Here is a 25,689-nt window from a genome sequence, read left to right on the forward strand (position 1 = left end):
CGGTCACCGGGTGTTCCCCCGGAATCGCTTCAGCGCCAGCGACAGCAGCATCACCAGCACGGTCATCAGCAGTCCGACCGCCGCGGCGCCGATGACCGCACAGAACAACTTGCCCGCGTTCCCGGTGGACTGCTGGGCGTATTCGACGATCAGTCGTCCGACCCCGCCGCTGGTCGCCGTCGAGATCTCGGCGACGATGCCACCGACCACCGCGGCGGCCGCAGCCAACCGCAGGGCGGGTAGCAGGTAGCCGATCGCCACCGGCAGGCGAAGACGCAACAATGTGGGCAGCCACCCGGCGTCATAGCAGTGCATGAGTTCCACCGCCTGGCGGCTGGGTGCGTGCAGTCCCCGCAGCATGCCGAGGGTCACCGGGAAGAACGCCAGGTACGCCGAGATGGCGATCACCGACGTCGTGGTGGTCCACGGTTGTCCGGCGATGGCGATCTTCCCGCTCCAGCCGTTGACCAGCGGGGCCAATGCCACCAGCGGAACCGTCTGGGAGGCGATGACATACGGGGTCAGGGCTCGCTCGGCGAAGATGAATCGCTGCATCAGCACCGCCAACAGGACGCCCACCACCGTCCCGACGATCAGGCCGACGAGGGCGAGCCGGAAACTGAACCACCCGGCCGACAGCACGCCCGCCAGCACGGTCCGCGATCCCGGCACCGCGACCTCGGGATCACCGAAGGTGGTGAACACGGTCCAGACATGGGGTAGTGCGCCGTTGGTGGTGCGTGGCAGTACCCGCACCCCGGCGATGCTCACCCCGTCGGCCGGGACCACCGCCTTGACCAGTTCCCAGACGGCCAGGAACGCCACCAGCGACAACACCGCCATGGCCGGCGCGCGCAGAGGGATACGGTGACGCGTCATCCGATTGCCGTCACCGGGGGCCGCAGAGCCGGGATGATGTTCTCGCCGTACTCCTCGAGCGTCGCGCTCTTCGCGTTGTGCTGGAGGTACACCGCGAACTGGTCCACCCCCACCGAGCGCAGTTGCTCCAGCTTGGCGAGGTGGTCGGCGGCGGTGCCGATGATGCAGAAGCGGTCGACGATCTCGTCCGGGACGAAGTCGGTGTGCGAGTTGCCCACCCGACCGTGCTCGTTGTAGTCGTAACCGGCGCGACCTTCGACGTAGTCGGTCAGTGCCTGCGGTACCTCACCGGCGGAACCGTACCGCGACACGATGTCTGCGACGTGGTTGCCGACCATGCCGCCGAACCACCGGCACTGATCGCGGGCCGCGGCGAGCGCCTCCGGTGAATCGTCCGCGGTCACGTAGGCGGGCGCGGCGACACAGAACGTCACCGACTCCGGATCGCGTCCGGCTGCTGCCGCCGCCGATCGCACCCGGTCGATCATCCACGCGGCGATCTCCGGATCACCGAGCTGCAGGATGAAGCCGTCACCGATCTCCCCGGTGAGCTGCAGTGCTTTCGGTCCGTAGGCCGCCACCCACACCTCCAGCGACGAACCCTCGCTCCACGGGAACCGCAGACTGCGTCCGTCGTGATGGGCGACGCGGGAGTTCGCCAGATCGCGGATCACCTCGACGGATTCACGCAGGGTGGCCAGGGTCGTCGGCGCCCCGTTGAGCGTCCGCACCGCGGAGTCGCCGCGGCCGATCCCGCAGACGGTGCGGTTACCGTACATCTCGTTGAGCGTGGCGAAGGTCGACGCGGTCACCGTCCAGTCCCTGGTCGCCGGATTGGTCACCATCGGTCCCACGACCACCTTGCGGGTCGCGGCGAGGATGGCCGAGTAGATGACGTAGGGCTCCTGCCACAACAGGTGCGAGTCGAAGGTCCAGACGTGCGAGAACCCCAGATTCTCGGCCCGCACCGCCAGCTCGACGACCCGTGATGCGGGTGGGTTGCACTGCAGCACCACACCGATGTCCATGCGCGCAGCCCTTCAGATCAGATTCTGCGCGAGCCCGCGCTTGACGAATTCGCCGTGACCCCTGCTGCCCAGGTAGGTGTTGTCGTCGACGATGACGCGGCCGCGCGACAGCACGGTGTCGACGTGACCGTCGATCTCGAATCCCTCGTACGCCGAGTAGTCCAGGTTCATGTGGTGGGTCTTGTCGATTCCGATGCTGGTGTGCCCGTTCGGGTCGTAGACGACGATGTCGGCGTCGGCACCGGGGGAGATGGTCCCCTTGCGCGGGTACATCCCGAACGTCCTGGCCGGATTGGTGCAACAGATGTCCACCCAGCTCTCCTTGGAGATCTTGCCCTCGACCACGCCCTGGAACATCAGGTCCATCCGGTGCTCGACCGAGCCGATGCCGTTGGGGATCTTGCTGAAATCGCCGATACCCATCTCCTTCTGGTCGGTCATGCAGAAGGGACAGTGGTCGGTGGCGACCGACGCGACGTCACCGGTGCGGATGTAGCGCCACAGCTCGTCCTGATGCCCTTCGGCCCGCGCCCGCAACGGCGTCGAACACACCCACTTGGCGCCCTCGAACCCCGGGGCGCCGAGTTGCTCCTCCAGCGACAGGTACAGATATTGCGGGCAGGTCTCGGCGAACACGTTCTGATCCCGGCCGCGCGCCTCGGCGATCTGGGCCAACGCCTGCTTCGCCGACACGTGCACCACGTACAACGGCGCCTTGGTCAGATCGGCGAGCATGATCGCACGATGGGTTGCCTCCTCCTCGAGCTGCCACGGACGACTGGTGCCGTGGTAGTACGGCGACGTGTGACCCTGGGCGAGAGCCTGTTCCACCAGCACGTCGATGGCGATGCCGTTCTCGGCGTGCATCATCAGCAGGGCGCCGAGATCGGCGGCTTCCTGCATGGCCCGCAGGATCTGCCCGTCGGTGGAGTAGAAGACACCCGGGTAGGCCATGAAGAGTTTGAAGCTGGTGATGCCCTCGGACACCAGTTCGGCCATCCCCTTGAGGGATTCGTCATCCACCCCGCCGATGATCTGATGGAAGCCGTAGTCGATGGCGCAGTTGCCGCGGGCCTTGTCGTGCCATCGGGCAACCGTGTCCTGCACCCGCATCCCCGGGTTCTGGACCACGAAGTCGACGATGGTGGTGGTGCCCCCGTGGGCGGCCGCTCGTGTGCCGGTCTCGAAGGTGTCGGAGGCGAAAGTGCCGCCGAAGGGCATCTCCATGTGCGTGTGGCCGTCCACACCGCCGGGGATGACGTACTTGCCGGTCGCGTCGATGGTGACGTCGGCATCCGCCGCGAGGTCGGCGCCCAATGCGGTCGACCCGGGTGTGAGGAGCGCGGCGATCGTGCCACCGTCGACCAGCACGTCGAGCTGCTGGCTGCCGGTGGGGCAGATGACGGTGCCCCCATGGATGAAGGTGGTCGACACTGTGATGTCTCCTCGTCGGGAGGTGGGTCAGGTACGGATGCGCCCTGGTGCGGTCACGGTGCGACCAGCGGCCCGTACGCGTCGGGTCGACGATCGCGGTAGAAGGCCCACCGGTCACGGACGGTGCCGATGAGGGCCAGGTCGAGATCGCGGACCACGAGCTCGGGTGCGGAGTCGGACGCGACCTCGCCGACGAACTTGCCCTCGGGGTCGACGAAGTAGCTGGTGCCGTAGAAGTCGTCGTCGCCGTACTCGGCTTCCACGCCGACCCGGTTGATCGCGGCGATGTAGTACTCGTTGGCCACCGCGGCCGCCGGCTGCTCCAGCTTCCACAGGTAGCTCGACAGTCCGCGACTGGTCGCCGACGGGTTGTAGACGATCTGCGCGCCCGCGAGGCCGAGAGCGCGCCAGCCCTCGGGAAAATGTCGGTCGTAGCAGATGTACACCCCCACCTTGCCGACCGCGGTGTCGAAGACCGGCCACCCGAGGTTGCCGGGGCGGAAGTAGTACTTCTCCCAGAACCCGTTGGTGTGCGGGATGTGGTGCTTGCGGTACTTGCCCAGAAGTGTTCCGTCCGCGTCGATCACGACCGCCGTGTTGTACAGGACGCCTTCCTGCTCCTTCTCGTAGATCGGCAGGACGATGACGATGTTCAACTCGGCGGCGAGTGCGCAGAAGGTGTTCGTTGTCGGTCCGGGGATGGATTCGGCGAAAGCGTAGAACTCGGAGTCCTGTTGCTGGCAGAAGTACGGGCCGTCGAAGATCTCCTGGAACCCGATGATCTGTGCCCCCTGCGATGCGGCCTCACGGGTGTACTCGACGTGGGCCTTGATCATCGACTCTCGATCACCCGTCCACTCCGCCTGCACCAATGCCGCCTTCACCACGGTCACGGTCGACCACCACCTTCATTCGGGTTCTCGTGCGATCCGGCCATCGCACCGGGGATCTTTGTGATCCTGCTACGAGAATCGTTCCGGTGGTGTTACATCTGACGGGAAACAGTTTCGGCGTTGTAAACACTTCCGCCCGGCCCTGGCATGCTTCACCGTGCGACACACAATCATCCTGTGCCGCAACTGGATCGAGATCGTTCACCACGGTGTCGTGGCGCGGCCGGTACGCGATGAGCACGGACTGGTCGCTCGGATACGACCTCACCGACCGCAGTGCCGTCGGCATCGCGGCGGCCATCACCCGTCGAATCGGCGCCGGTGAACTCGGCGTGGGTGACCGACTGCCGACGGTACGCACCATCGCCCGCGAACTCCGGGTCTCGGCCGCCACCGTCAGTCAGGCGTGGCAGGCGCTGGCGGCGAGCGGGGTGATCGTGTCCCGGGGGAGGGCGGGCACGTTCGTCGCCGAGGGAGCGGTCCGCCAGCCGATGCCGTCGTCCCGGTACTGGAGGGTGCATCCCGCCGATGGGCCCGCGTTCGGCCTCGACCTCTCGCGGGGGACCCCCGACCCCGCATTGTTGCCCGCGATCCGCCCGGCGCTGCAGCGTCTTTCCGATGCGGCACTGGACTCCGACTACCTCGGTGAGACGACCATCCCCGAGCTCGAGGAGTTGCTACGGGCATCGTTCCCGGTGCCGGCGGAACGGATGGTGGTCCTCGACGGGGCGATGGACGCGGTGGATCGCGTTGTTCGCGAACGGGTCCGATTCGGCGATCGGGTCCTGATGGAGGACCCCGGCTTCCCGCCGTTCCTCGACCTGCTCAGTCGCGCGGGTGCGCAGGTGGTGCCCGTGGCGGTGGACACACACGGACCGGTGGTCGCGGAGGTGGCCGCCGGTCTGGAGCTGGACCCGACGATGTTAGTGCTGCAGCCGCGGGCACACAACCCGACCGGTGCGTCGATGACGGTACGGCGATCCGGTGAGTTGGCCGACCTGCTGAGCGCGTCGTCGGTGCTGGTGGTGGAAGACGACCACTCGGGGCCGGTGGCGTCCGCACCCGACGTCACCCTCGCCGGTCGGTTGCCGGATCACGTGGTGCACATCCGGTCGTATTCGAAGTCGCACGGCGCGGACCTGCGGTTGTCGATGGTTGCCGGCCCTGCGGCCGTGCTCGACCCCGTCGTCGACGGCCGCATGCTCGGTCCGGGCTGGACGAGCCGGTTGTTGCAACGACTGCTGCTGTTGATGCTCACCGACCGACGTGCCGTGTCCGCGGTCGACCGAGCGCGCCTCACCTACGCCCGGCGTGCGCAAGCGTTGCGGATAGCCTTGGCCGACAACGGGATCGATATAGCGCCCGCGGATGGCATCAATGTGTGGGTGCCGGTACGTGATGAGGCGGCCGCCCTGGTGTCGTTGGCCGCCGCCGGTATCACCGCGGCCCCCGGCACCCCCTTTCGGGTGGACGATGTCGATGCCCAGCACCTCCGCATCACCATCGCCTGTCTCCGAGAGGATGACGCCGCACGGGTGGGCGCGGAACTCGCCGCCGCGGCGGGCGCCGAACCGTTGTATCCGCGGCGCCGCGGATGATCCCCGGCCGGCTGAGTAATTCTGCGGTGTCACAGGCGCCGGTGGCGGACCTAGCGTCTCCGCTATGACAACCACACAGCATTCGTCTCGTAGTCTCCTGCGGTCGCTCGATCGCGTCGCCACCTCGGTGCTCGTCGTGCTGCACGCACTCGTCTTCGTCCGTTGCGTCCAGTTCAGCGGTTTCTTCGTGATGGCGACCGACAGTTGCGACTCATCCTGCGACACCGGCACTCTGACGGTCGCCTACATCATCGCTGACGGTGGTGGACTGGTGGTTCTGCTCGTCGGAGCCATCGCGGCGGCACGCCGTGCACGTCGCGGTGACACCGCATGGTGGGTGCCCTCGACGGGCATCGTCGTGCAGATTCTGTTGCTCGTGGCCGGCGGAGCCATGGCGAACAGCATCATGGCGTCGTGATCGGGCCGAACGAGTGGTGATGACCTACTCGGCGACCAACCGGGCGCCGAAGCCGAGCAGGGCGATGCCGGTGATCGAGTCCATGACCCTGCGCACCCGTCTGCGGGCGAATACGGCGCGAGCCCGATCGACCCCGGTCACCAGCACCATCAGGTACAGCGACCCGAACACCGGCAGGCTGACGGCGTACAGCGCCGCGCCGGCCGGGGTGGGGTCGGAACCGAGGAACTGCGGCAGCACGGCCAGATAGAACGCGATGATCTTCGGGTTGGTGATGTTGCAGAGGAACCCCTGACGCATACCCGTCATCACCGAGGGACGACCCCCGGCCGCGTCGGACGAGGTGGCGACGTCACCACGCCATGCGCTGCGCAGTGCCTGGAAGGCGAGGTAGCAGAGGTAGGCGGCACCGACCCATTTGATGGCGAGGAACACCGGCTCGGCCCTGGTCACCAACACCGACAGGCCGGTCGCGGCGGCGGTGCTCTGCACCAGGCTGGCGATCGCGATCCCGACGATCGCCGCCGCACCCTGACGCCGACCACCCACCAGGGTGTTCTTGATGGTGACCGCGACGTCCGGGCCGGGGATCAGGATGATGATCGACACGAACGCGACGAATGCTCCGTAGGTACCCCAGTCCATGGCGCGACGCTAACCTGCGGCGAACCCGCCCGACAAACGCTTATCGACCGACCAGATCGTCGAGCGACCCGGTAGGCACGTGGATCCATCCCTCGACCCGCGCGGTCTCGGCGAGCTCGTCGTCCGGCCACGACGTGAGACCGAGGGCGACGGCCCGCGCGATCATCGCGGTGATGACCGCGTCCGCTGCGTCGTCGCTGTGCAGGCAGGCCGCGCGGTGATCTCCCAGCCGCAGCCACGGTGCCCGCGTGGTCAGATCGTCGATCAGTGCCGACCTGGCGTCCGCCTTGTCGGCACCTTTGTATCCGCGTGAGGTGAGCCCCCAGGTGTGCAGTGCCGCCGCGGGGTAGGCCTCGACGGCGAATCCGTCGACTCGGTCGGTGTGGAAACCGCGGATCTCGAGTTCGGCGAGCAGACCGGCCGACCGGAAGGCGACGTGTGCGATCCGGTCGGCGGACACACTCAGCGGGATCAGTCCCGTGCGCAACCGGATCTGTTCGTCGGTGATGCGGTAGGCGAGTGACCGTCGGTTAGCGCGATCGTCGAGGCGGAGTCCGGCGGGGGTCCGATGTCGTCGATGGCGGGTCACGAAGTCCACGAAGGCGCTCGGCCATCCGATGGGCGCGTCGATCCCGCAGCGATCGGCGTGGCCGACCACGCGCAGCACCGCGTCGTCGTCCGCCGGGGTGACGAGTTCCTCGACCGTGGCGGTGCCGTCGTCGTGCCAGGCGATCAGTACGACGGCGGTCTTGTCGGGGGCGGCGGCGAGATCCACACCGGCGGTGAGCACCATGCGAGCCTAGGCGGGTGACGGCCGGTGGAGCGGCGCCACGGCCTCGTGACACAGTGAACGGGTGCTGTTTCCCCGGCTCACCCCGTCTGCTCCCGAGCGTCCTGACCTTGTCGTGGTCGGGGACGACGCCCTGTCCGGTGGCGATCTCGTCGGCGCGGCGACGGCGGTCGCCGAGCGTATCGCCGGGGCTCGGGTGGTCGCGGTCTGGGCAGCCCCCTCGGTCGAGACCGTCATCGCGGTGGTCGGTGCGTTGCGTGCCGGGGTGGCCGTGGTGCCGGTCCCCCCCGACTCCGGTCCCCGAGAGCTCGAGCACATCCTCGCCGACTCCGGCGCGCAGGCCTGGCTGGGTGCCGCGCCGAGTGAGTCGACGCTACCGGTCATCCCGGTCCGTCGTTACGCGCGGTCGTGGCACAGCCATCCCGAACCGCATCCCGACGCAGTGGCATTGATCATGTACACCTCCGGGACCACCGGTCTGCCCAAGGGCGTCCCGATCACCCGGAGGGCGGTCGCGGCGGGACTCGACGCCCTGTCCGCCGCCTGGGGGTGGACCGCCGACGACGTGCTCGCCCACGGTCTGCCGCTGTTCCACGTGCACGGATTGATCCTCGGGGTGCTCGGTCCGCTGCGGGTGGGCGGACGATTGATCCACACGCTGCGTCCGACCCCTGCGGCCTATGCCGCCGCAGGCGCATCGCTGTACTTCGGGGTGCCGACCGTCTGGAACCGGGTCGCGGCCGACCCGTCGGCGGCGCGGGCGCTGAGCGGTGCCCGGTTGCTGGTGTCCGGCAGCGCGCCGTTACCGGTACCGGTCTTCGAGCAGATCCGCGATCTGTCCGGACATCAACTCGTCGAGAGATACGGGATGACCGAGACCCTGATCACGGTGAGTACCCGGGCCGACGGAGAACGCCGCCCCGGGTGGGTGGGATTCCCCCTCGACGGTGTGCAGACACGGCTGGAAGAGGCCGGCGAGCCGGTCGCCCACGACGGTGAATCGGTCGGTGACCTGCACGTGCGCGGACCGATGGTGGGCAGCGGTTACCTCAACCGGCCCGAGGCGACCGCGGAGTCCTGGTCGTCGGACGGATGGTTCGCCACCGGTGACGTCGCGGTGATCGATCCGGCGGGTATGCACCGGATCGTCGGCCGTCGGGCCACCGACCTCATCAAATCCGGCGGATATCGCATCGGCGCGGGAGAGATCGAGACCGTGCTGTCGGCCCACCCCGCGGTGGACGAGGTCGCGGTCGTCGGTGTCCCCGACGACGACCTGGGCCAGCGCATCGTCGCCTACGTCGTCGGGGACGGACGTGACGAACAGGCACTCATCGACCTCGTCGCCCGCGAACTGTCGAATCACAAACGTCCACGCGAGATCAGGTTCGTCGACACCTTGCCCCGCAACGCCATGGGCAAGGTCCAGAAGAAGTTGCTGGGATGAGGGTGCGGGCACGGGTGGCGGTCGCGCTGGGCAGCGGCGGAGCGCGGGGATACGCCCACATCGGCGCGGTGCAGGTCCTGCAGGAACGCGGTCACGAGATCGTCGCGGTGGCCGGTTCGTCGATGGGGGCGCTGGTCGGTGGCCTCGCGTGCGCGGACAAACTCGACGACTACGTGGCCTGGGTGCTGACGCTCAAACAACTCGACGTCATGCGGTTGATGGACGTGTCACTCACCGCACCGGGCGTCATCCACGCCGACAAGATTCTCGACAAGGTGCGCGAGATCGTCGGCGACACCCGCATCGAAGACCTGCCCATCCCGTTCACCGCAGTGGCCACCGACCTCACCGCCGGACGTCCGCTGTGGTTTCAGCGGGGTCCGTTGGACACCGCGATCCGTGCCTCCATCGCCATCCCCGGGGTCATCACCCCATTCGAGATGGACGACCGGGTGCTGGTCGACGGCGGGATACTGGATCCGTTGCCGGTGGCGCCGACCGCGGCGTCGTTGGCCGACTTCACCATCGGGGTGAGCATCGGCACCGGGAGCGGCGACGACCTCGACACCGAGAGTCACGCCGCCGACGGGCCGATCCGCAGGCTCCGTCGCACCGCGGGCCCGTTGCTGGAGAGCGACTTCGTCCGGTCGGTGGTCGACAGGTTCGCCGCCGATCCGCCGCGGACCACCACCGAGGCGGCGGTGGTGGAGGCCGCGGCGGACCTGACCGGTGAACTGCCTCCGGGCAAACAGTCGGTGGAGGTGGCCAAACGGTTGGGCCGGTTCGCGGTGATGAACCGGTCGCTGGATGTGATGCAGGAGGCGCTGGCCCGGCATCAACTGGCCGCCTACCCGCCGGACGTGCTGGTCCGGGTACCGCGAAACGCCTGCCGAAGCATGGACTTCCATCGGGCGGGGGAGATGATCGCGTTGGGGCGCAGACTGACCGCCGAGGCGCTGGACACCCAGCTCCCTTCCTGATGAGGCAGATTCCCCGGGAGATCTGGGTTCTGTTGGCCGCCAACGTGGTCATCGCCCTGGGTTACGGTTTCATCGCACCCGCCCTGCCGTCCTTCGCCCGCAGTTTCGACGTCGGAATCGGTGCCGCGTCGGTGATCATCTCCGCGTTCGCGGTGATGCGACTGGTGTTCGCGCCGGTGGGTGGTCAGCTGGTTCGTCGGCTGGGGGAGCGGCGCATCTATCTGACCGGTCTGCTGATCGTGGCCGCATCGACCCTGGCCTGCGCATTCGCGCAGTCGTACTGGCAACTGCTGGTGTTCCGTGCTCTGGGTGGGATCGGTTCGACGATGTTCACCGTGTCCGCGCTGGGTCTGCTGATCCGATTGGCGCCCAGCGACATCCGTGGGCGGGTGTCCGGCTTCTTCAGCGCCGGCTTCCTGATCGGCAACATCACCGGGCCGTTGATCGGATCGGCGTTGGTCGGCGCGGGCCTGCGGATGCCGTTCATCGTCTACGCCGCGGCCCTGCTGGTGGCCACCGCGGTGGTCGCGACGCAGTTGCGTGGAGTCGGTGGTCGCCCGGTCGCCGACGTCGAGGCCGAGCCGGCCATCGGTTTCCGGGCCGCCTTGCACGACCGCACCTATCGGGCCATCCTCGCCTCCAGCCTGACGCAGGGGTGGGTGTCGATGGGTGTACGGGTGGCCCTGGTTCCGCAACTCATCGTCGACCAGTTGCATCGTGGCGCGGCCTGGGCGGGTGTGGTTTTGGCCATCTACGCGGCGGGCAACGTGCTGGCCATCGCGGCGGCCGGACGGCTCTCGGACCGGGTCGGTCGCAAACCGTTGATGCTGCCCGGGCTGGTACTCGCCGCGGCGTCGACGCTGGTCCTGGGATACAGCACCACGATCTGGGTGGCGGCGGTGCTGACCTTCGTGGGTGGTGTGGGTTCCGGGCTGTTCGCACCGACGCACCAGGCCGCGCTGGCCGACGTCCTCGCCGGACGGGGTGGCAACGGGCCGCGCAGGCAGGGCGGCACCGCGTTGGCCGCGTTCCAGATGAGTTCGGATGTCGGCGCGGTGAGCGGGCCCATCGTCGCCGGGTTCGTCGCCGGACGCTTCGGTTTCGGTCCGGCATTCGTACTCACGGGCCTCGTGGCTGTGATCGCCGTCATATTGTGGGTGTTCGCCGCGGAGACCGCACCCGCCCGCGTCGGAATCGGTGAGGAGAAAGTGACGCGTCCCTAACGCCGGCACAAACAGTCTTCAACAGGGCGTGGCCACCCTGGTCGGTGTGGTTCCCGAAGCAGCAGCACCCGCCGATACCCGGGTGACACGTACGGCGTGTTCGTACTGCGGTGTCGGCTGCGGTATCGAGGTGACCACACGTGTCGAACCCGGTCGCGGCCCGGTGATCGCGAAAGTGTCCGGGGACAAACTGCACCCCACCAATCACGGTCGACTCTGCACCAAGGGCGCCACCCACGCGGAACTGATGCGCGCCGACGAGCAGCGGATGCGTAGCGCCTACCTGCGTCCGGCCCGTGGGCGCCCCGCCCAGGCCGTCGCCGTGGACACCGCTGTCGGCGAGGTCGCGACCAGGATGCGGGCGATCATCGATGAACACGGGCCCAACGCGGTGGCGGTGTACGTGTCCGGTCAGATGTCCACGGAAGCGCAGTACCTGGCCACCAAGCTGGCGAAGGGATATCTGCGCACCACCCACATCGAGTCCAACTCCCGACTGTGTATGGCCAGTGCCGGTACCGGTTACAAGCAGTCGTTCGGGTCCGACGGTCCGCCCGGGTCGTATCAGGACTTCGACAAGGCCGATCTGTTCCTGGTCATCGGGTCGAACATGGCCGACTGTCATCCGATCCTGTATCTGCGGATGGTCGACCGACTCAAACAAGGCGCCAAGCTGATCGTCGTCGACCCGCGCCGCACCACCACCGCCGACCGCGCCGACCTGTATCTGCCGGTTCGGCCGGGCAGCGACCTGGCGTTGCTGAACGGATTGCTGCACCTGTTGGTCGAGTCGGGTGACATCGATGAGGAGTTCATCGCGGCCCATACCGAGGGCTGGGAGCAGATGCCGGGATTCCTGGCCGACTACCCGCCTGAGCGGGTCGCCGAGCTCACCGGACTGTCCTGTGACGACATCCGCACCGCGGCCGGGATGATCGCCGACGCGGGTGAGTGGATGAGCTGTTGGACCATGGGGCTGAATCAGTCCACCCACGGCACGTGGAACACCAACGCGATCAACAACCTGCACATGGCCACCGGCGCGCTCTGCCGGCCGGGTTCGGGACCGTTGTCGCTGACGGGTCAACCGAATGCGATGGGTGGCCGAGAGATGGGCTACATGGGACCGGGATTGCCCGGCCAGCGAGTGGTGACGTCGGAGGACGATCGCCGGTTCTGCGAACAGCGGTGGGGATTGGACGCTGGCACCATCCGCTCCGACGTCGGGCCCGGTACCATCGAGATGTTCTCGCAGATGGCATCCGGTGACATCAAGGCGTGTTGGATCATCTGCACCAATCCGGTGGCGTCGGTGGCCAACCGCCGCACCGTGATCGCCGGTCTGGAGGCGGCCGAACTGGTGGTGGTGCAGGACGCCTACACCGACACGGCCACCGCCGAGTACGCCGACGTACTGCTACCCGCCGCGCTGTGGGCCGAGTCGGATCAGGTGATGATCAACTCCGAGCGGAACGTGACCCTGTTGCAGCAGTCGACGCAACCGCTCGGCGAGGCGAAACCGGACTGGCAACTGATCGCCGAGGTGGCCACCGCGCTCGGCTTCGGCGAGGCGTTCGCACACACGTCCGCATCCGAGGTGTTCGACGAGATCACCGAGTTCTGGAACCCCCGCACCGGGTGGGATCTGCGCGGCGTCGATCACGATCGGCTGCGCTCCACGCCCCTGCAGTGGCCGTGCCCGCCGCCGGGCGAACCGGGCGGTGACGACGATCGGCACCCGATCCGTTACCTCAACGACGGGGTGAGCCAGACCCTGTTCACCGACGACGACGGCACGGTCCCGGAGTTGGCCTTCGCGACGCCGAGCCGCAGGGCACAGTTCTTGCCGCGGCCGCACATGGACCCCGCAGAGCTTCCCGACGACGAGTACCCGATGGTGCTGAACACCGGTCGGCTGCAACACCAGTGGCACACCATGACCAAGACCGGCAAGGTGGCCAAGCTCAACAAACTCAATCCGTCACCGTTCGTGGAGATACACCCGGACGACGCCGAACGTCTCGGGATCCGCGACGAGCACGAGGTGGAGATCGCCTCGCGACGCGGCCGCGCGGTCTTTCCCGCGGTCATCACCGACCGCGTGCGGCCGGGCAACTGTTTCACCCCGTTCCACTGGAACGACGAACACGGTGAATACCTGACCGTCAACGCCGTGACCAACGACGCCGTGGACCCGGTGTCGCTGCAGCCCGAGTTCAAGGCCTGCGCGGTGTCGTTGCGGCCGGTCGCCGCGCGGCCCGAACCGGAGGTGACAGACGTGGATGCTCATCCGTTGGCGGCAGCTCTCGGTGTGCCGCAGACCGTTCCGGAGCTCGACGAGGGTGAGAAGGCCTATGTGGGCGGATTCCTGGCCGGCGTTCAATCGCGCGGTGGTCAGGTCTCGGACGGCACCGTCGCGACGGTGCCGGTGTTGCCGCCGTCGGCGCCGGTACGCGGTGTGGTGCGGATGTGGGTCGACGGCATGTTGGCGGGTATGTACAGCGGTGCGGCCGGCGCGGTCGACGATCCGGTGGTCGAGAAGGGTGCCGGACAGGGGGCCGACGGTTCACTGATCGTCCTGTGGGCGTCGCAGACCGGGGGTGCCGAGGAGTTCGCCGGGACGGTCGAGGGTGCGTTGACTGCTGCGGGGTACGCGCCTCGACTGGTGGAGATGGATGGGTGCGGACTCGACCAACTGGCGGCCGCATCGCGGGTCGTGGTGGTGACGAGCACTTTCGGCGACGGGGGGCCGCCCGACGATGCTGCCGACTTCTGGGAACGACTGTCGTCGGCGACCCCCGACCTGGGTGGCGTGTCCTTCGCCGTGCTGGGGATGGGTGACTCGTCCTACGACGACTTCTGCGGGTTCGCCGCGAAGGTCGACGACCGGTTCGCCGAACTGGGCGCCCGGCGGTTGACGGACATCGTGCGGTGTGAACCCGATGAGACCGACCGAGCCGACGAGTGGCTGCAGCGGCTCACGCCGCTCGTGGACGGTGGTGAAGGCGTCTCATCGTCGGGTGATCGGGACCGGGATGATGCGGTGTCACCGGAGGTCGCACCTCCCCACCCCGGTGGGGGCGGTGGTGGTTCTGTCACCGTGACCGAACCACGCGTGCAGACCGCTGGTGTCGAGGCGCCTGCGTCGGTCTTCACCCGGGCGAATCCTGTGCATGCCCTGCTGGTCCGCAACACGGTGCTCACCGGTGCGGGGTCGCAGAAAGAGGTGCGCACCTTCGGGTTCGACCTGGCCGACCACGATGTCGAGTACGAGGCCGGGGACTCGTTGGGGGTGATGCCCACGAATTCGACCCAGCATGTCGACGCGTTCCTGGTGGCGGCAGGGCTGGACGGTGACGTCGCCGTGGACGGGACCACGTCGATGCGGGAGGCCCTGCGCACCCGGCACGACATCTGTCGGCTCACGCCCGGATTGTTGAAGTTCGTCGCCGAACGGTCCGGGAACGGGCAGTTGGCGACCTTGCTGCGTCGAGACAACAAGAACGAACTCGCCAAGTGGATGTGGGGTCGACACGCCGTGGATCTGTTGCGCGCCTTTCCGATCGAGGCGACCCCGACGGAATGGACCGAGACACTCGGCGGTCTGCAACCGCGCCAGTACTCGATCTCGTCCTCGCCGAGGGAGTCGCCACAGGAGGTGCAGTTGACCGTGTCGGTGGTGCGATACGACGGGGACGACGGGACGCCTCGTGGAGGCGTCTGCTCGACCTTTCTGGCCGACCGTGCCGACGATGCCGGTGTGCCGATCTTCCTGAACCGATCGCCGCATTTCCGTCCGCCAGCCGACCCCGGAACCCCGATGATCATGATCGGGCCGGGCACCGGTATCGCCCCGTTCCGGGGATTCCTCCACGAGCGTCGTGCGCTCGGTCATCGCGGCGACAACTGGTTGTTCTTCGGTGACCAGCACGCCGCGGACAACTTCTACTACCGGAGCGAGCTGGAAGACATGTTCCGCGACGGGTTCCTCACCCGTCTCGACGTCGCGTTCTCCCGAGACCAGCGTGAACGCATCTACGTACAGGACCGTATGGTGGAACACGGTGCTCTGCTGTGGCGTTGGCTCGAATCGGGTGCCCACTTCTACGTCTGCGGTGACGCAACCCGAATGGCCAGGGACGTCGACGAGACGCTGCTCGGCATCATCTCCCACCACGGCAGGATGGGCGAGGACGAGGCCAAGGCCTACCGGAAGGAACTGGTCGCCACGAAGCGGTACGTCCGCGACGTCTACTGAGGTGGCGCCCACCACGAATGCTCGCCCCAGAGGGGGCGCCCCGGCTTCGACGGTCGGCACCCCTACAGCGTGATCACACGCACGAAGCAGCGGGCGAACTCGACCCGATCGGCGTCGTAGCCCTCCCACTTCGCGGCGGGCACGTCCCGCTGTTCGACCTCATCGAATCCGCGCCTGACGAAGAAGTCGGCAGCTTGAGGACTGACGGTCACCGCGAAGAGGTTCGCTATACCCCGCGCGCGGCACATCTCCAGCAGTCCGTCGATCAACAGACCACCCGCGCCGAGCCCGGAGAACTCGGCGACCGTGATCAGCCCCGACACCTCAGCGAAACCGGTTCCCGCGTATCGGTACACCTCGAGTCCGACGATGCCCGCGAGGTGTCCTGTACGTAGGACCCGCGCGCCCAGTCCACCCGCCGCCATGCGGGCGATCTCGGTCCGGCTGCGCGGCTTCAGAACTCCTTCCCGCACTCCCTGGGTGACCAGTGCCTCGATCGCGGGGAAGTCGTCCACCCGAAGCGGGGCCGAGTGCAGGTATCGCCCCTGGGTGAGGACGGTTCCGCGGCCATCGAACGTCAGCAGCTCGAACTCGAGATCCTCGGCACAGCAGAGGTTGACGCTGTATGCGCCGCCCGCAAGCGCCTCCTGTGCGGCGGGCGCGAAGTCGTCGAGGCCACGGTCGGTCAGGTGCGTTTCCAGATGGACGCGGTGGATGTCGATGTCTGCGAAGCTCCGCGCCGGAGTGCCCCAACCACCACCGGGGTCGGTGAGCACCATTTTCGATGCGCGGAGGCTCGCAGAGACGGCACCGGCGGTGCGGGCGACCGCTGACGGCCGAGCCGCGACCACCACACAACGGGAATCCACCGCTGACAGCCACAACGTGGTGACCGTCTCGTCGTCACACATCGTCGAACCGTCCACGATCAGGCCATCGATCACGGCAACCGCCATCGGGACCGAGTCGGCCGCCACGACGAAGACGAACCGGGTGTCTCCTGTTCGGAACTCATCGACGGTGCGTTTCGCCGCCGCCAGAGCAGCGGCACCCAGTACGGGAAGGGCGACGACAATGGTGACGCCACGGAATTCCTCGACGAAGAAGTCGCGCTCGGTGAGAGGCACCCCGCCTGGGGTCAGCGGGACCGCCGCCTCGGATGACACCGCAGTTCTCGGCCCCGGTTCGCGTGGCCTCGCCGGCGGGTGGTCGTCTGCCGTCATGTGTTGAGTCTGGCCTACTCCTCGGCATGTGTGTGGTGTCGGCCCATCGTGATCGACGTCCGCAGCGTGACCGTCGTCCCCTGCCGGAGCGTCGCGCCGAGGGTGCGACAACTCGATCGTTGGCCGCCTCCGCCGACAAGCCATATTGTCGGAACATGACGGTGACACTGGGGTCGAACTCCGAAGTCGGCACGCTGCGATCGGTGATGTTGCATCGCCCGGGGGAAGAGTTGCGTCGCCTCACCCCGCGCAACAGCGACCAGTTGCTGTTCGACGGACTGCCCTGGGTGGATCGAGCCCAGGACGAGCACGACGCCTTCGCCGAGGTGATGCGCGACCGCGGTGTGGAGGTGCTGCTACTCGGCGACCTGCTCGCGGAATCGTTGCAGTCCAGTGGGGCCGCGCGGATGCAGGGCGTCGCCGCGTCGGTCAGCGCCAAACAGCTCGGTATCGCGCTGGCCGACGACCTGACCGCCCACCTGCGTGCGCTGCCCGGCGACGAGTTGGCGACGGTGCTGATGGCGGGGATGACGTTCGACGAGCTCCCCGAGAGCTTGGCCGCCGCACGATCCTCCCTGGTCCGACGTATGCATCACGGCACCGACTTCGCCATCTCGCCGCTACCCAACCTGCTGTTCACCCGGGACAGTTCGTTCTGGATCGGGCCGCGCTTCGCGATCACCTCGCTGGCCTTGCCCGCTCGTGTGCGAGAGACGTCGCTGACCGACATCATCTACGCCCACCACCCGCGGTTCCGCGGCGCGCGGCGCGCATACGAATCACACACCGCTCCGGTCGAGGGCGGCGACGTGTTGCTCCTCGCCCCGGGTGTGGTCGCTGTCGGGGTCGGCGAACGGACCACACCTGCGGGTGCGGAAGCATTGGCGCGCAGCTTGTTCGACGACGACCTCGCCCACACCGTACTCGCCGTACCCATCGCGCAGGAGCGCGCATCGATGCACCTCGACACCGTCTGCACGATGGTCGACACCGACGCCGTGGTGATGTATCCGGCCATCCGCGACTCGCTGTCGGCCTATACCCTGCGCCGGCAGGACGGTGTCGTACGGGTCGCCGGACCGGCACCGTTCGTCGAGGCCGCCGCAGAGGCGATGCAGATCGAGAAACTGCGGGTCATCGACACCGGACTCCTCGACGCGGTCACTGCCGAACGCGAGCAGTGGGACGACGGCAACAACACCCTCGCACTGGAACCCGGTGTGGTGATCGCCTACGACCGCAACGTCGAGACCAACCGTCGACTGGAGGACTCGGGTATCGAGGTCCTCACCATCGCGGGCAGCGAACTCGGTTCCGGGCGCGGCGGTCCACGGTGCATGTCGTGTCCGCTGTCGCGCGATCTGTTGTGAGTCGGGTGTGATGGCCGGAGATGGCGATGCCGTGACATCGTGGTCACGCATTGATCGCGACGCGGAAGTGCCCCCCTACGAGCAGGTCCGGCTCGGCATCATCGAGAAGATCACCGCCGGAGAGTTGTTGGTCGGTTCGAAGCTGCCGACCGTACGAGCCCTGGCCGCCACCATGGGGCTCGCGGTCAACACGGTGGCCCGCGTCTACCGGGAGTTGGAGGCCGATCACTTCGTCGAGACGCGCGGCAGGCAAGGAACTTTCATCATCGCAGACAGTGGTTCCGCGACCGGCGCGGCGCAACGGCTCGCCGTCGAGTACATTGCCGCGACCAGGTCGCTCGGTATCGCCGACGAGGCGGCGGTGGCGTTCGTCGAGAAGTCCGTCGGGTTGTAGCCCGCCGCCACTACTGCTTTGCTGTACGGCATGGCAGTCAGCACGCATGGGACAGCGGACCAGGATGCGAAGGGTCGTGAGGAGGGCGAACAATCCTCGGCGTCAGGTGTATTGCGTGCCGGACTCGACAAGGTGGTCTTCGGGGTCACTGCCGCCATCGTCATCGCTTTCGTGGTCTGGGGCATCCTCGACAAGGAGTCGCTGAACAGTTCCACCCAGAGCGCGCTGGATTGGATCACCGACAAACTGGGCTGGTTGTTCATCCTGTCGGCGACCGCATTCGTGTTGTTCGCCGTCTACCTGGCGGTCAGCAGGTACGGGAAGATCCCTCTCGGTCGTGACGGTGAGAAACCCGAGTACCGGACGGTCAGCTGGATCGCGATGATGTTCAGCGCCGGTATGGGCATCGGTCTCATGTTCTACGGTGTCAACGAGCCCCTGACCCACTTCGTCACGGCCCCACCGAACACCGACTCGCGCGATGTCTCGATCGCGATGGCGACAACCATGTTCCACTGGGGATTTCACCCGTGGGCCATGTACGCGGTGGTCGGTCTGGCCATCGCCTACAGCACCTATCGCTGCGGTCGGGGGCAGTTGCTCAGCGCAGTCTTCGCGCCACTGCTCGGTGACCGCGCGAACGGCGTGGGCGGGAAGATCATCGACATCCTGGCCATCTTCGCCACCCTGTTCGGCACCGTCGCGTCACTGGGACTCGGTGCCGCGCAGATCGGCTCGGGTTTCGAGGAACTGAACTGGGTGGGCGAGAGCGGCAAGCTGCTGCTGGTCGCCGTCATCGCGGTGCTGACCGCGGCCTTCGTCGCGTCGGCGGTTTCGGGGGTCGCCAAGGGTATCCAGTGGCTGTCCAACATCAACATGGTCCTCGCCGTCATCCTGGCGGTCTTCGTCTTCGCGGTCGGTCCCACCGTGTTCATCATGAACATCATCCCGACCTCCATCGGGTCCTATCTCAACGACATCACCCAGTTCTCGGCACGCTCCGGGGCGACAACCGACGAAGCCGGCAAGGAATGGCTGGCCGGATGGACGATCTTCTACTGGGCGTGGTGGGTGTCCTGGACCCCGTTCGTCGGGATGTTCCTCGCCAAGATCAGCCGGGGTCGCACCATCCGCGAGTTCATCATCGGTGTGATGGTCGTCCCGACCACCGTCTCGCTCGTGTGGTTCGCGGTGTTCGGCGGTACCGCCATCCACCAGCAGTTGACCGGCACCGATCTCGCCGCCAGCGGTGACTCGGAAGCCCAGCTGTTCGACATGCTCGGAAATCTGCCGTGGACCGGCATCGCCTCACTGCTGGTGATGATCCTGGTCGCGATCTTCTTCGTCTCCGGTGCCGACTCGGCGTCGCTGGTGATGGCGACGTTGAGTGAGCGGGGAGCCGAGGAACCAACCCGACGGGTCACGGTGTTCTGGGGTGTGCTGACCGGGGCGGTTGCCGCCCTGCTTCTCTGGGTGTCCGGCGACGACGCACTCAACGGCATCAAGACCATGGCGATCATCGCCGCTCTGCCGTTCGTGGTGGTCATGGTGGCCATGTGCGTGTCGCTGTATCTCGATCTCCGGCGGGACCCGCTGGTGCGCGCGCAACAGCACCTCGCCGACCAGACCGAGGACAGGGTTCGGGCGCACGCGAACACCCTTGCCGCGTCGGGCGGTGACTCCGACGTGGTGCCATCGGACGAGCTGCCGATCGATTCGTCGCTGGTAAACGCGGGGTCGGCGAAGCCGGCTGCATCCGACACGTGACGGGGACCGACAGCTGACGGGTGTACGTCACCGCCAGCTGGGCAGCCAGATCTCCATGTTCCAGTGGGTCGCGGAGATCGGCTGCGCGGTCAGGATGGGCCACAACCAGACGAAATTGGCGATGACGAGACCGACGTAGATGGCCGCCAACACGATGCCCAGGCGTCGTCCTTCCGGCCCACGCGGCGCCCGGAGGGAGGCATGTCGTCTCCGACCCATCCCCAGGACGTCGCCGACGCACAACGCAAGACCCATGATGAGGAACGGCGCCATGGCGGTGGCGTAGAAGAAGTACATCTGCCGATCGAGGTTGGTGAACCAGGGCAGGAACGAAGCACCGTAGGCGACCACCACCACCGCGTACCGCCAGTCGCGGCGCACCAACCAACTCCACAGTCCCCAGAGCAGCATCGGCACGGCCAGCCACCACATGGCCGGCGAACCGATCAACATCTGCACCCGGACGCACTGCTGACCGTCGCACTTGTCCGTCCCGTTGGACACCGCGTACAGCATCGGTCGCAGGCTCATCGGCCAGGTCCACGGTTTGGACTCCCATGGGTGATGGTTGCCCGCGGAGTTGGTGAGTGTCTCGTGGAACTTGAGCACTCCCGCCTCGTAGTACCAGAGCGAGCGCCACGCGTCGGGCAGCCACGACCAGGTCCCACCGGTGCCGATCTTGTCGCCCACCTCGAAGCGATATACCGAGGTCTCACTGCTGAACCAGGGGGCGAACGTGGCCAGGTAGATCAGGACCGGCAGCACCGCCAGACTGAAGCCGGCGGGCACGACGTCGCGCACCAGAGTCCCGACCCAGGGGCGGCGGACCCGGTAGGTCGTGCGGTTGGCGACGTCGAGGCCCAGCGACAACACCAGGAAGAACAGCACGAAATAGATCCCGGACCACTTGGTGCCACACGCGAGCCCCAGCATCACCGCCGCGGCGAAGCGCCACCACCGAAATCCCAGTCGGGGGCCGAACGGCGAGTCATCGATGCGACCGTCGACGAACGCGCGGTGCATGCGCTCGCGCATCTGGTCGCGGTCGGCGATGAGCGCCGCCAACGCACCGACCACCCAGAACGCCTGGAAGATGTCCAACATGCCCATCCGGGACTGGACGAACAACACCCCGTCGCAGATGGCGAACAGGCCGGCAACGGTGCCGAGCAGGGTGGAGCGGGTGAGCCGCCGGGTCATCCGGTAGATGATGACCACCATCAGCGTCCCGACCACCGCGGAGGCGAACCGCCATCCCAGCGGTGTGTACCCGAACAGCCATTCGCCGCCCGCGATCATCCACTTGCCGACGGGCGGGTGCACCACCAGACCGTAGGCAGGGTTGTCCTCGATCCAGTTCCCGCCGGTCAGCACCTGCCATGCCTGCGGCACGTAGTGCTTCTCGTCGAAGATGGGGGTGCCGCTGTCGGTGGGGCTGTTCAGGTCCCAGAATCGGGTGATCGCGGCAAGTGCGAGGAGCACCACGCCGACCAGAAAGCCGCGTCGGCGGTCGGGCGCGCCGAACACCGGAGCCGGTGCGATCGGCGCCGGACTCGGTCCCAGGTCTTCGGTGAGCCCCAGATCGACCGGGGAGTCGGGCTCCGCGGATCGGTGCCGATGAGACCCGTGACGGGAGAGCGGTGGGGCAGATGTCACGACCGCAATCGTAGGCTGTGCGGTGATGAACGAGTTCGGACGATCGCGTGGGACCGACGACCCCGACGGTTCGTCGACCGGGAAACTGCTGGTGGCGGCCACCCCGATGGGTCGGTTCGATGATGCCTCGCCGCGGCTTCGGGAGGCGCTGGCGTGCGCGGATGTGGTCGCCGCCGAGGACACCCGACGCGCCCTGAACCTGGCGGGTGGGCTGGGGGTGACCGTCAGCGGACGGATCGTCAGTTACTACGACCAGGTGGAGGCCGGACGTACGCCGACCCTGGTCGCGGACATCCGCGGGGGTGCGACCGTGCTGTTGATCAGCGACGCCGGTATGCCCTCGGTCAGCGACCCCGGCTACCGGTTGGTCGCGGCCACTGTGGAGGCCGGACTCGCGATCACCTGCCTCCCGGGTCCGTCGGCGGTGACCACCGCGGTCGCGCTGTCCGGGTTGCCGGTGGAGCGGTTCTGTTTCGACGGGTTCGCACCCCGCAAACCCGGTCGTCGGCGGCGATGGCTGCTGACGCTGGTCGCCGAGGAACGGGCGGTGGTCTTCTTCGAGTCCCCGCATCGGATCGCCGACACCCTCACCGAGGCGGTCGAGGTGCTGGGGCCGGATCGTCGTGGGGCGGTGTGTCGGGAACTGACCAAGGTGTACGAGGAGGTGCGTCGCGGCACCCTCGCCGAACTGGCGGAGTGGTCGGCGAACGGACTCCGCGGTGAGGTGACCGTGGTGTTCGCCGGTGCGGATGCGGCTGAGGCCGATCCCGAGGACCTGGTGGACGAGGTGCAGCAACTCGTCGACTCCGGCGAGCGGTTGAAGGACGCGTGTGCTGCGGTCGCCCAGCGGCACGGCGCGTCCAAGCGGGAGCTGTATCAGGCGGTGTTGGCGGCTCGCGACGACTGACCGTCGTACCCGCCTGCGATCAGCCCGACGGTGCTGGCTGCCTTGTCCAGACATTCCTGCCATTCGCGGGCGGGATCGGAATCGACGGTGATGCCGCCGCCCACCCCGAGGGTGCTGCGACCGTCGGCGGTGGTCTGCACGGTGCGGATGGCGACGCTGAGGTCCAGATCGCCCTCTGGGCCCCGCACCCCGATCGCGCCGCAGTAGACGCCGCGCGGATGCGTCTCCCACCCGCGCAGCAGGTCGCGGGCCCGCAGCTTGGGAGTGCCGGTCACCGAAGCCGGTGGAAAGGTGGCCTCGATGAGGGCCGTGGTGTCGACGTCGGGACGAAGTGTCGCGGTCACCGTGGACACCAGATGCCAGACGCCGGGTGCCGGTCGCACGGTCAACAGCTCCGGTACCCGCACGCTGCCCGGCACCGCGACCCGTCCGAGGTCGTTACGCACCAGATCGACGATCATGATGTTCTCGGCGACGTCCTTGGTCGACGCGGTCAGCTCCGCCGGGTCGGCACCGGCGGGGATGGTGCCCTTGATCGGGCTGGACGAGACCCGCGTGCCCCGGCGGTGCAGGAACGTCTCGGGTGAGAACGATGTCACCGCACCCCAGTCACCGGCCAGATAAGCGGCTTTGCGCGGCCGGTGTGCGATCACCCCGTCGGCGAAGAAGTCCACCACCGACCCGGTGATCTCTCCGTCGAACCGCGTGCACACGCACGCCTGGTACACCTCGCCCTCGGTGATGGCGTCCAGGCAGGCGCGCACACCGCGACCGTGGGGATCGGGATCGGGTGCTCGCCACCGTGCCGACCACGACGACCGACGCACCGGCTCACCGCCCATCACCGCGGCTCGCACCCAGTCCGGACAATCCCGCCCATCGGTGTCCCGGTACCACCACCGTCCGTCATCGAGTATCAGTACCCCGGTGGTGTGCCCGCCGACCCGGCCGGGCAGCGCGGCCTCGCTGTCCCGGTCGGGATATCCGAGGTAACCGAACCAGAAACCACTGTCCGCCTCATCGATCTCGACGTCGGGCGTGAGCCGGACCGACGGGGCGATCACCGCGTCCGCGTCCAGCCACCGGCCGATCAGTCCGGCGGGCGGTGGCAGTCGCAGTCTCCGACAGGCGGTCGCCAGGCGCCGCGTCACCTCCGGCGCCGAAGCACCGGTTCCGAGCGCGGTGACCCTCTCGATGACCGTCAGGTCGGGTCCTTGGCCTCGTGGCGCGGGAACACGGGAACGGGCGTGGGCAACTGGTTGCCCGCGTCGAGCCGGTCGCCGAGATGGGCGAAGTCGCGGGCGTGTGCGGGGATCGCCAGCAGATCCAGGATCTTCGCGCACGCGGAGGGCATCACCGGCTGCGTGAGGATGGCCACGATCCGCAATACCTCGGCGCAGACGTACAACACCGTTCCGGTGCGGTCGAGGTCGGTCTTGGCCAGCTTCCACGGTTGTTCGGCGGAGATGTAGCGGTTGGTCTCGCCGAGCACCTCCCACAGCGCTTCCAGGCCGAGATGGATTGCCTCCTGGTCGAAGTGGTAACGCACCCGACCGTGCAACTCGTCGGCGGTGGCCAACAGCGCGGCGTCGGTGTCGGAGATGTCGTCGGGGACGGGGACCACATGGTCGAAGTACTTGCCGATCATCGACAGGGTGCGCTGGGCGAGGTTGCCGAAGTCGTTGGCCAGATCGGCGTTGATCCGCGCGACGATCGCGTCGGGGCTGTACGAACCGTCCTGGCCGTAGGACACCTCACGCAGGAAGAAGTAGCGCACCGGGTCGAGACCGAAGGCCTCGATCAATGCGTACGGGTCCACCACGTTGCCCACCGACTTGCTCATCTTCTCGCCGCGGTTGAACAGGAAACCATGTGCGAAAACACGTTTGGGCACCGCGATGCCGGCGCTCATCAGAAAGGCCGGCCAGTACACGCAGTGGAAGCGGATGATGTCCTTGCCGATGATCTGCAGATCGGCGGGCCAGTACCTCTCGAACATCTCGGTGTCGTCCGGGAATCCGACACCGGTGAGGTAGTTGGTCAGGGCGTCGACCCACACGTACATGACGTGACCGTCGTGTCCGGGTACGGGGATGCCCCAGTCGAAGGTGGTGCGCGACACCGACAGATCGTTCAACCCGCCTTTGACGAAGCTGACCACCTCGTTGCGGCGGACGTCGGGGCCGATGATGTCCGGAGTGGTCTCGTAGAGTTCGAGCAACGGGTCCTGGTACTTCGACAACCGGAAGAACAGGGCGTCCTCCTCGGTCCACACCACCGGATGCCCGGTGTCAGTGGCGACGCGTCCACCGTCGTCGCCGGTGCTCGTGTCCGATTCCGCGTAGAACATCTCGTCGCGGACGTCGTACCAACCGGCATACTTGTCCAGGTAGATGTCACCATTGGCTTCCATCCGTCGCCAGATCTCCTGCGACGCAGCGTGATGGTCGGTGTCGGTGGTGCGGATGAAGCGGTCGAAACTCGACCCGAGGGTCTCCTGCAGCGCGCGGAACGTGGCGGCGTTGCGGTCGGCGAGTGCGCGGGTGTCGATGCCCTCGGCGGCCGCGGTCTGCTGCATCTTCTGCCCGTGCTCGTCGGTACCGGTGAGGAAGAAGACGTCGTATCCGTCGAGACGTTTGAACCGCGCCAACGCGTCCGCGGAGATGTACTCGTAGGCGTGCCCGATATGTGGCACGCCGTTGGGATACGCGATCGCGGTGGTGATGTAGAACGGTGTCTTCTCTGCAGCCATGATGCGCCCAGCTTATAGGGGGTGGAC

General features: G+C 67.4%; 20 protein-coding genes. 10 read left to right on the forward strand and 10 right to left on the reverse strand.

What is annotated here, in order from left to right; genetic code table 11:
• Positions 1 to 3: 3 nt before the first annotated feature.
• From BW971_RS03750 to BW971_RS03765, 4 genes are read right to left on the reverse strand one after another with little or no spacing between them, the layout of a single operon-like run.
• Complete coding sequence (locus BW971_RS03750) at positions 4 to 879, reverse strand: ABC transporter permease (protein ID WP_076476716.1); 876 nt, start codon at positions 877 to 879, stop codon at positions 4 to 6.
• A complete protein-coding gene (locus BW971_RS03755) occupies positions 876 to 1,907 on the reverse strand; it encodes a TIGR03842 family LLM class F420-dependent oxidoreductase (RefSeq protein WP_076476718.1) in 1,032 nt (343 codons plus the stop codon). The genes BW971_RS03750 and BW971_RS03755 overlap by 4 nt, the downstream gene beginning before the upstream one ends.
• A gap of 12 nt (positions 1,908 to 1,919) precedes the next feature.
• A complete protein-coding gene (gene hydA / locus BW971_RS03760) occupies positions 1,920 to 3,341 on the reverse strand; it encodes a dihydropyrimidinase (protein WP_076476720.1) in 1,422 nt (473 codons plus the stop codon).
• Between the two features lie 53 nt (positions 3,342 to 3,394).
• Positions 3,395 to 4,234 carry a nitrilase-related carbon-nitrogen hydrolase gene (locus BW971_RS03765; RefSeq protein WP_076476721.1) on the reverse strand — a complete coding sequence of 280 codons (840 nt, stop codon included), beginning with the start codon at positions 4,232 to 4,234 and terminating at the stop codon, positions 3,395 to 3,397.
• 233 nt (positions 4,235 to 4,467) lie between these two features.
• Here BW971_RS03765 and BW971_RS03770 point away from each other — a divergent pair, with 233 nt between their 5' ends.
• Both BW971_RS03770 and BW971_RS03775 read left to right on the forward strand, forming a co-directional pair.
• A complete protein-coding gene (locus BW971_RS03770) occupies positions 4,468 to 5,832 on the forward strand; it encodes an aminotransferase-like domain-containing protein (RefSeq protein WP_076476723.1) in 1,365 nt (454 codons plus the stop codon).
• Between the two features lie 64 nt (positions 5,833 to 5,896).
• Positions 5,897 to 6,250, forward strand: a complete 354-nt coding sequence (locus BW971_RS03775; protein ID WP_076476725.1) for a hypothetical protein — start codon at positions 5,897 to 5,899, stop codon at positions 6,248 to 6,250.
• Between the two features lie 24 nt (positions 6,251 to 6,274).
• On the opposite strand, the gene BW971_RS03780 is transcribed toward BW971_RS03775, so the two are convergent.
• Together BW971_RS03780 and BW971_RS03785 are read right to left on the reverse strand one after the other, a co-directional pair.
• A complete protein-coding gene (locus BW971_RS03780) occupies positions 6,275 to 6,895 on the reverse strand; it encodes a LysE family translocator (RefSeq protein ID WP_076476727.1) in 621 nt (206 codons plus the stop codon).
• A gap of 40 nt (positions 6,896 to 6,935) precedes the next feature.
• A complete protein-coding gene (locus tag BW971_RS03785) occupies positions 6,936 to 7,688 on the reverse strand; it encodes a DUF429 domain-containing protein (RefSeq protein WP_076476729.1) in 753 nt (250 codons plus the stop codon).
• A 61-nt stretch (positions 7,689 to 7,749) separates the two neighbouring features.
• Between BW971_RS03785 and BW971_RS03790 the strand changes: the two genes are divergently transcribed.
• Genes BW971_RS03790 through BW971_RS03805 form a run of 4 tightly spaced genes read left to right on the forward strand, consistent with a single transcriptional unit; the run spans position 7,750 to position 15,593 of the window.
• Positions 7,750 to 9,132 (forward strand): acyl-CoA synthetase, encoded by a 1,383-nt coding sequence (locus tag BW971_RS03790; RefSeq protein WP_076476731.1) that lies wholly within the window; start codon positions 7,750 to 7,752, stop codon positions 9,130 to 9,132.
• Positions 9,129 to 10,112, forward strand: coding sequence for a patatin-like phospholipase family protein (locus BW971_RS03795; RefSeq protein ID WP_076476733.1), 984 nt, complete (start codon positions 9,129 to 9,131; stop codon positions 10,110 to 10,112). The genes BW971_RS03790 and BW971_RS03795 overlap by 4 nt, the downstream gene beginning before the upstream one ends.
• The gene (locus BW971_RS03800) at positions 10,112 to 11,335 is read left to right on the forward strand and encodes an MFS transporter (RefSeq protein ID WP_076476735.1); all 1,224 of its coding nucleotides are present in this window, start codon (positions 10,112 to 10,114) and stop codon (positions 11,333 to 11,335) included. Before BW971_RS03795 ends, BW971_RS03800 begins: the two co-directional genes overlap by 1 nt.
• Before the next feature lie 46 nt (positions 11,336 to 11,381).
• Positions 11,382 to 15,593: a bifunctional nitrate reductase/sulfite reductase flavoprotein subunit alpha gene (locus tag BW971_RS03805; RefSeq protein WP_143690189.1), complete on the forward strand. Its 4,212-nt coding sequence runs from the start codon at positions 11,382 to 11,384 to the stop codon at positions 15,591 to 15,593.
• 62 nt (positions 15,594 to 15,655) lie between these two features.
• On the opposite strand, the gene BW971_RS03810 is transcribed toward BW971_RS03805, so the two are convergent.
• On the reverse strand, positions 15,656 to 16,816 hold the full coding sequence (locus BW971_RS03810) for a GNAT family N-acetyltransferase (RefSeq protein ID WP_076476736.1): 1,161 nt from the start codon (positions 16,814 to 16,816) through the stop codon (positions 15,656 to 15,658).
• A gap of 155 nt (positions 16,817 to 16,971) precedes the next feature.
• Between BW971_RS03810 and arcA the strand changes: the two genes are divergently transcribed.
• The 3 genes from arcA to BW971_RS03825 are packed head-to-tail and all read left to right on the forward strand — an operon-like array spanning position 16,972 to position 20,347.
• Positions 16,972 to 18,186, forward strand: a complete 1,215-nt coding sequence (arcA, locus tag BW971_RS03815) for an arginine deiminase (RefSeq protein WP_076477346.1) — start codon at positions 16,972 to 16,974, stop codon at positions 18,184 to 18,186.
• Positions 18,187 to 18,217: 31 nt separating this feature from the next.
• Positions 18,218 to 18,580 carry a GntR family transcriptional regulator gene (locus BW971_RS03820; RefSeq protein WP_234974220.1) on the forward strand — a complete coding sequence of 121 codons (363 nt, stop codon included), beginning with the start codon at positions 18,218 to 18,220 and terminating at the stop codon, positions 18,578 to 18,580.
• 30 nt (positions 18,581 to 18,610) lie between these two features.
• A complete protein-coding gene (locus BW971_RS03825) occupies positions 18,611 to 20,347 on the forward strand; it encodes a BCCT family transporter (RefSeq protein WP_083709298.1) in 1,737 nt (578 codons plus the stop codon).
• 27 nt (positions 20,348 to 20,374) lie between these two features.
• Here BW971_RS03825 and BW971_RS03830 read toward each other — a convergent pair whose 3' ends face one another.
• Positions 20,375 to 21,928, reverse strand: coding sequence for a dolichyl-phosphate-mannose--protein mannosyltransferase (locus BW971_RS03830; protein WP_076477348.1), 1,554 nt, complete (start codon positions 21,926 to 21,928; stop codon positions 20,375 to 20,377).
• Between the two features lie 100 nt (positions 21,929 to 22,028).
• Between BW971_RS03830 and rsmI the strand changes: the two genes are divergently transcribed.
• The gene (gene rsmI, locus BW971_RS03835) at positions 22,029 to 22,910 is read left to right on the forward strand and encodes a 16S rRNA (cytidine(1402)-2'-O)-methyltransferase (protein WP_076476742.1); all 882 of its coding nucleotides are present in this window, start codon (positions 22,029 to 22,031) and stop codon (positions 22,908 to 22,910) included.
• Here the strand turns inward: rsmI and BW971_RS03840 are convergent.
• Both BW971_RS03840 and metG read right to left on the reverse strand, forming a co-directional pair.
• Entirely contained in the window at positions 22,880 to 24,106 is a 1,227-nt protein-coding gene (locus tag BW971_RS03840) for an aminodeoxychorismate synthase component I (RefSeq protein ID WP_076477350.1), read from the reverse strand. The two genes, rsmI and BW971_RS03840, sit on opposite strands and share 31 nt — an antisense overlap.
• Before the next feature lie 5 nt (positions 24,107 to 24,111).
• Positions 24,112 to 25,662 (reverse strand): methionine--tRNA ligase, encoded by a 1,551-nt coding sequence (gene metG, locus BW971_RS03845; RefSeq protein WP_076476744.1) that lies wholly within the window; start codon positions 25,660 to 25,662, stop codon positions 24,112 to 24,114.
• Between the last annotated feature and the right edge of the window lie 27 nt (positions 25,663 to 25,689).

It is taken from the genome of Williamsia sterculiae, from assembly GCF_900156495.1.
Lineage (GTDB): Bacteria > Actinomycetota > Actinomycetes > Mycobacteriales > Mycobacteriaceae > Williamsia_B > Williamsia_B sterculiae.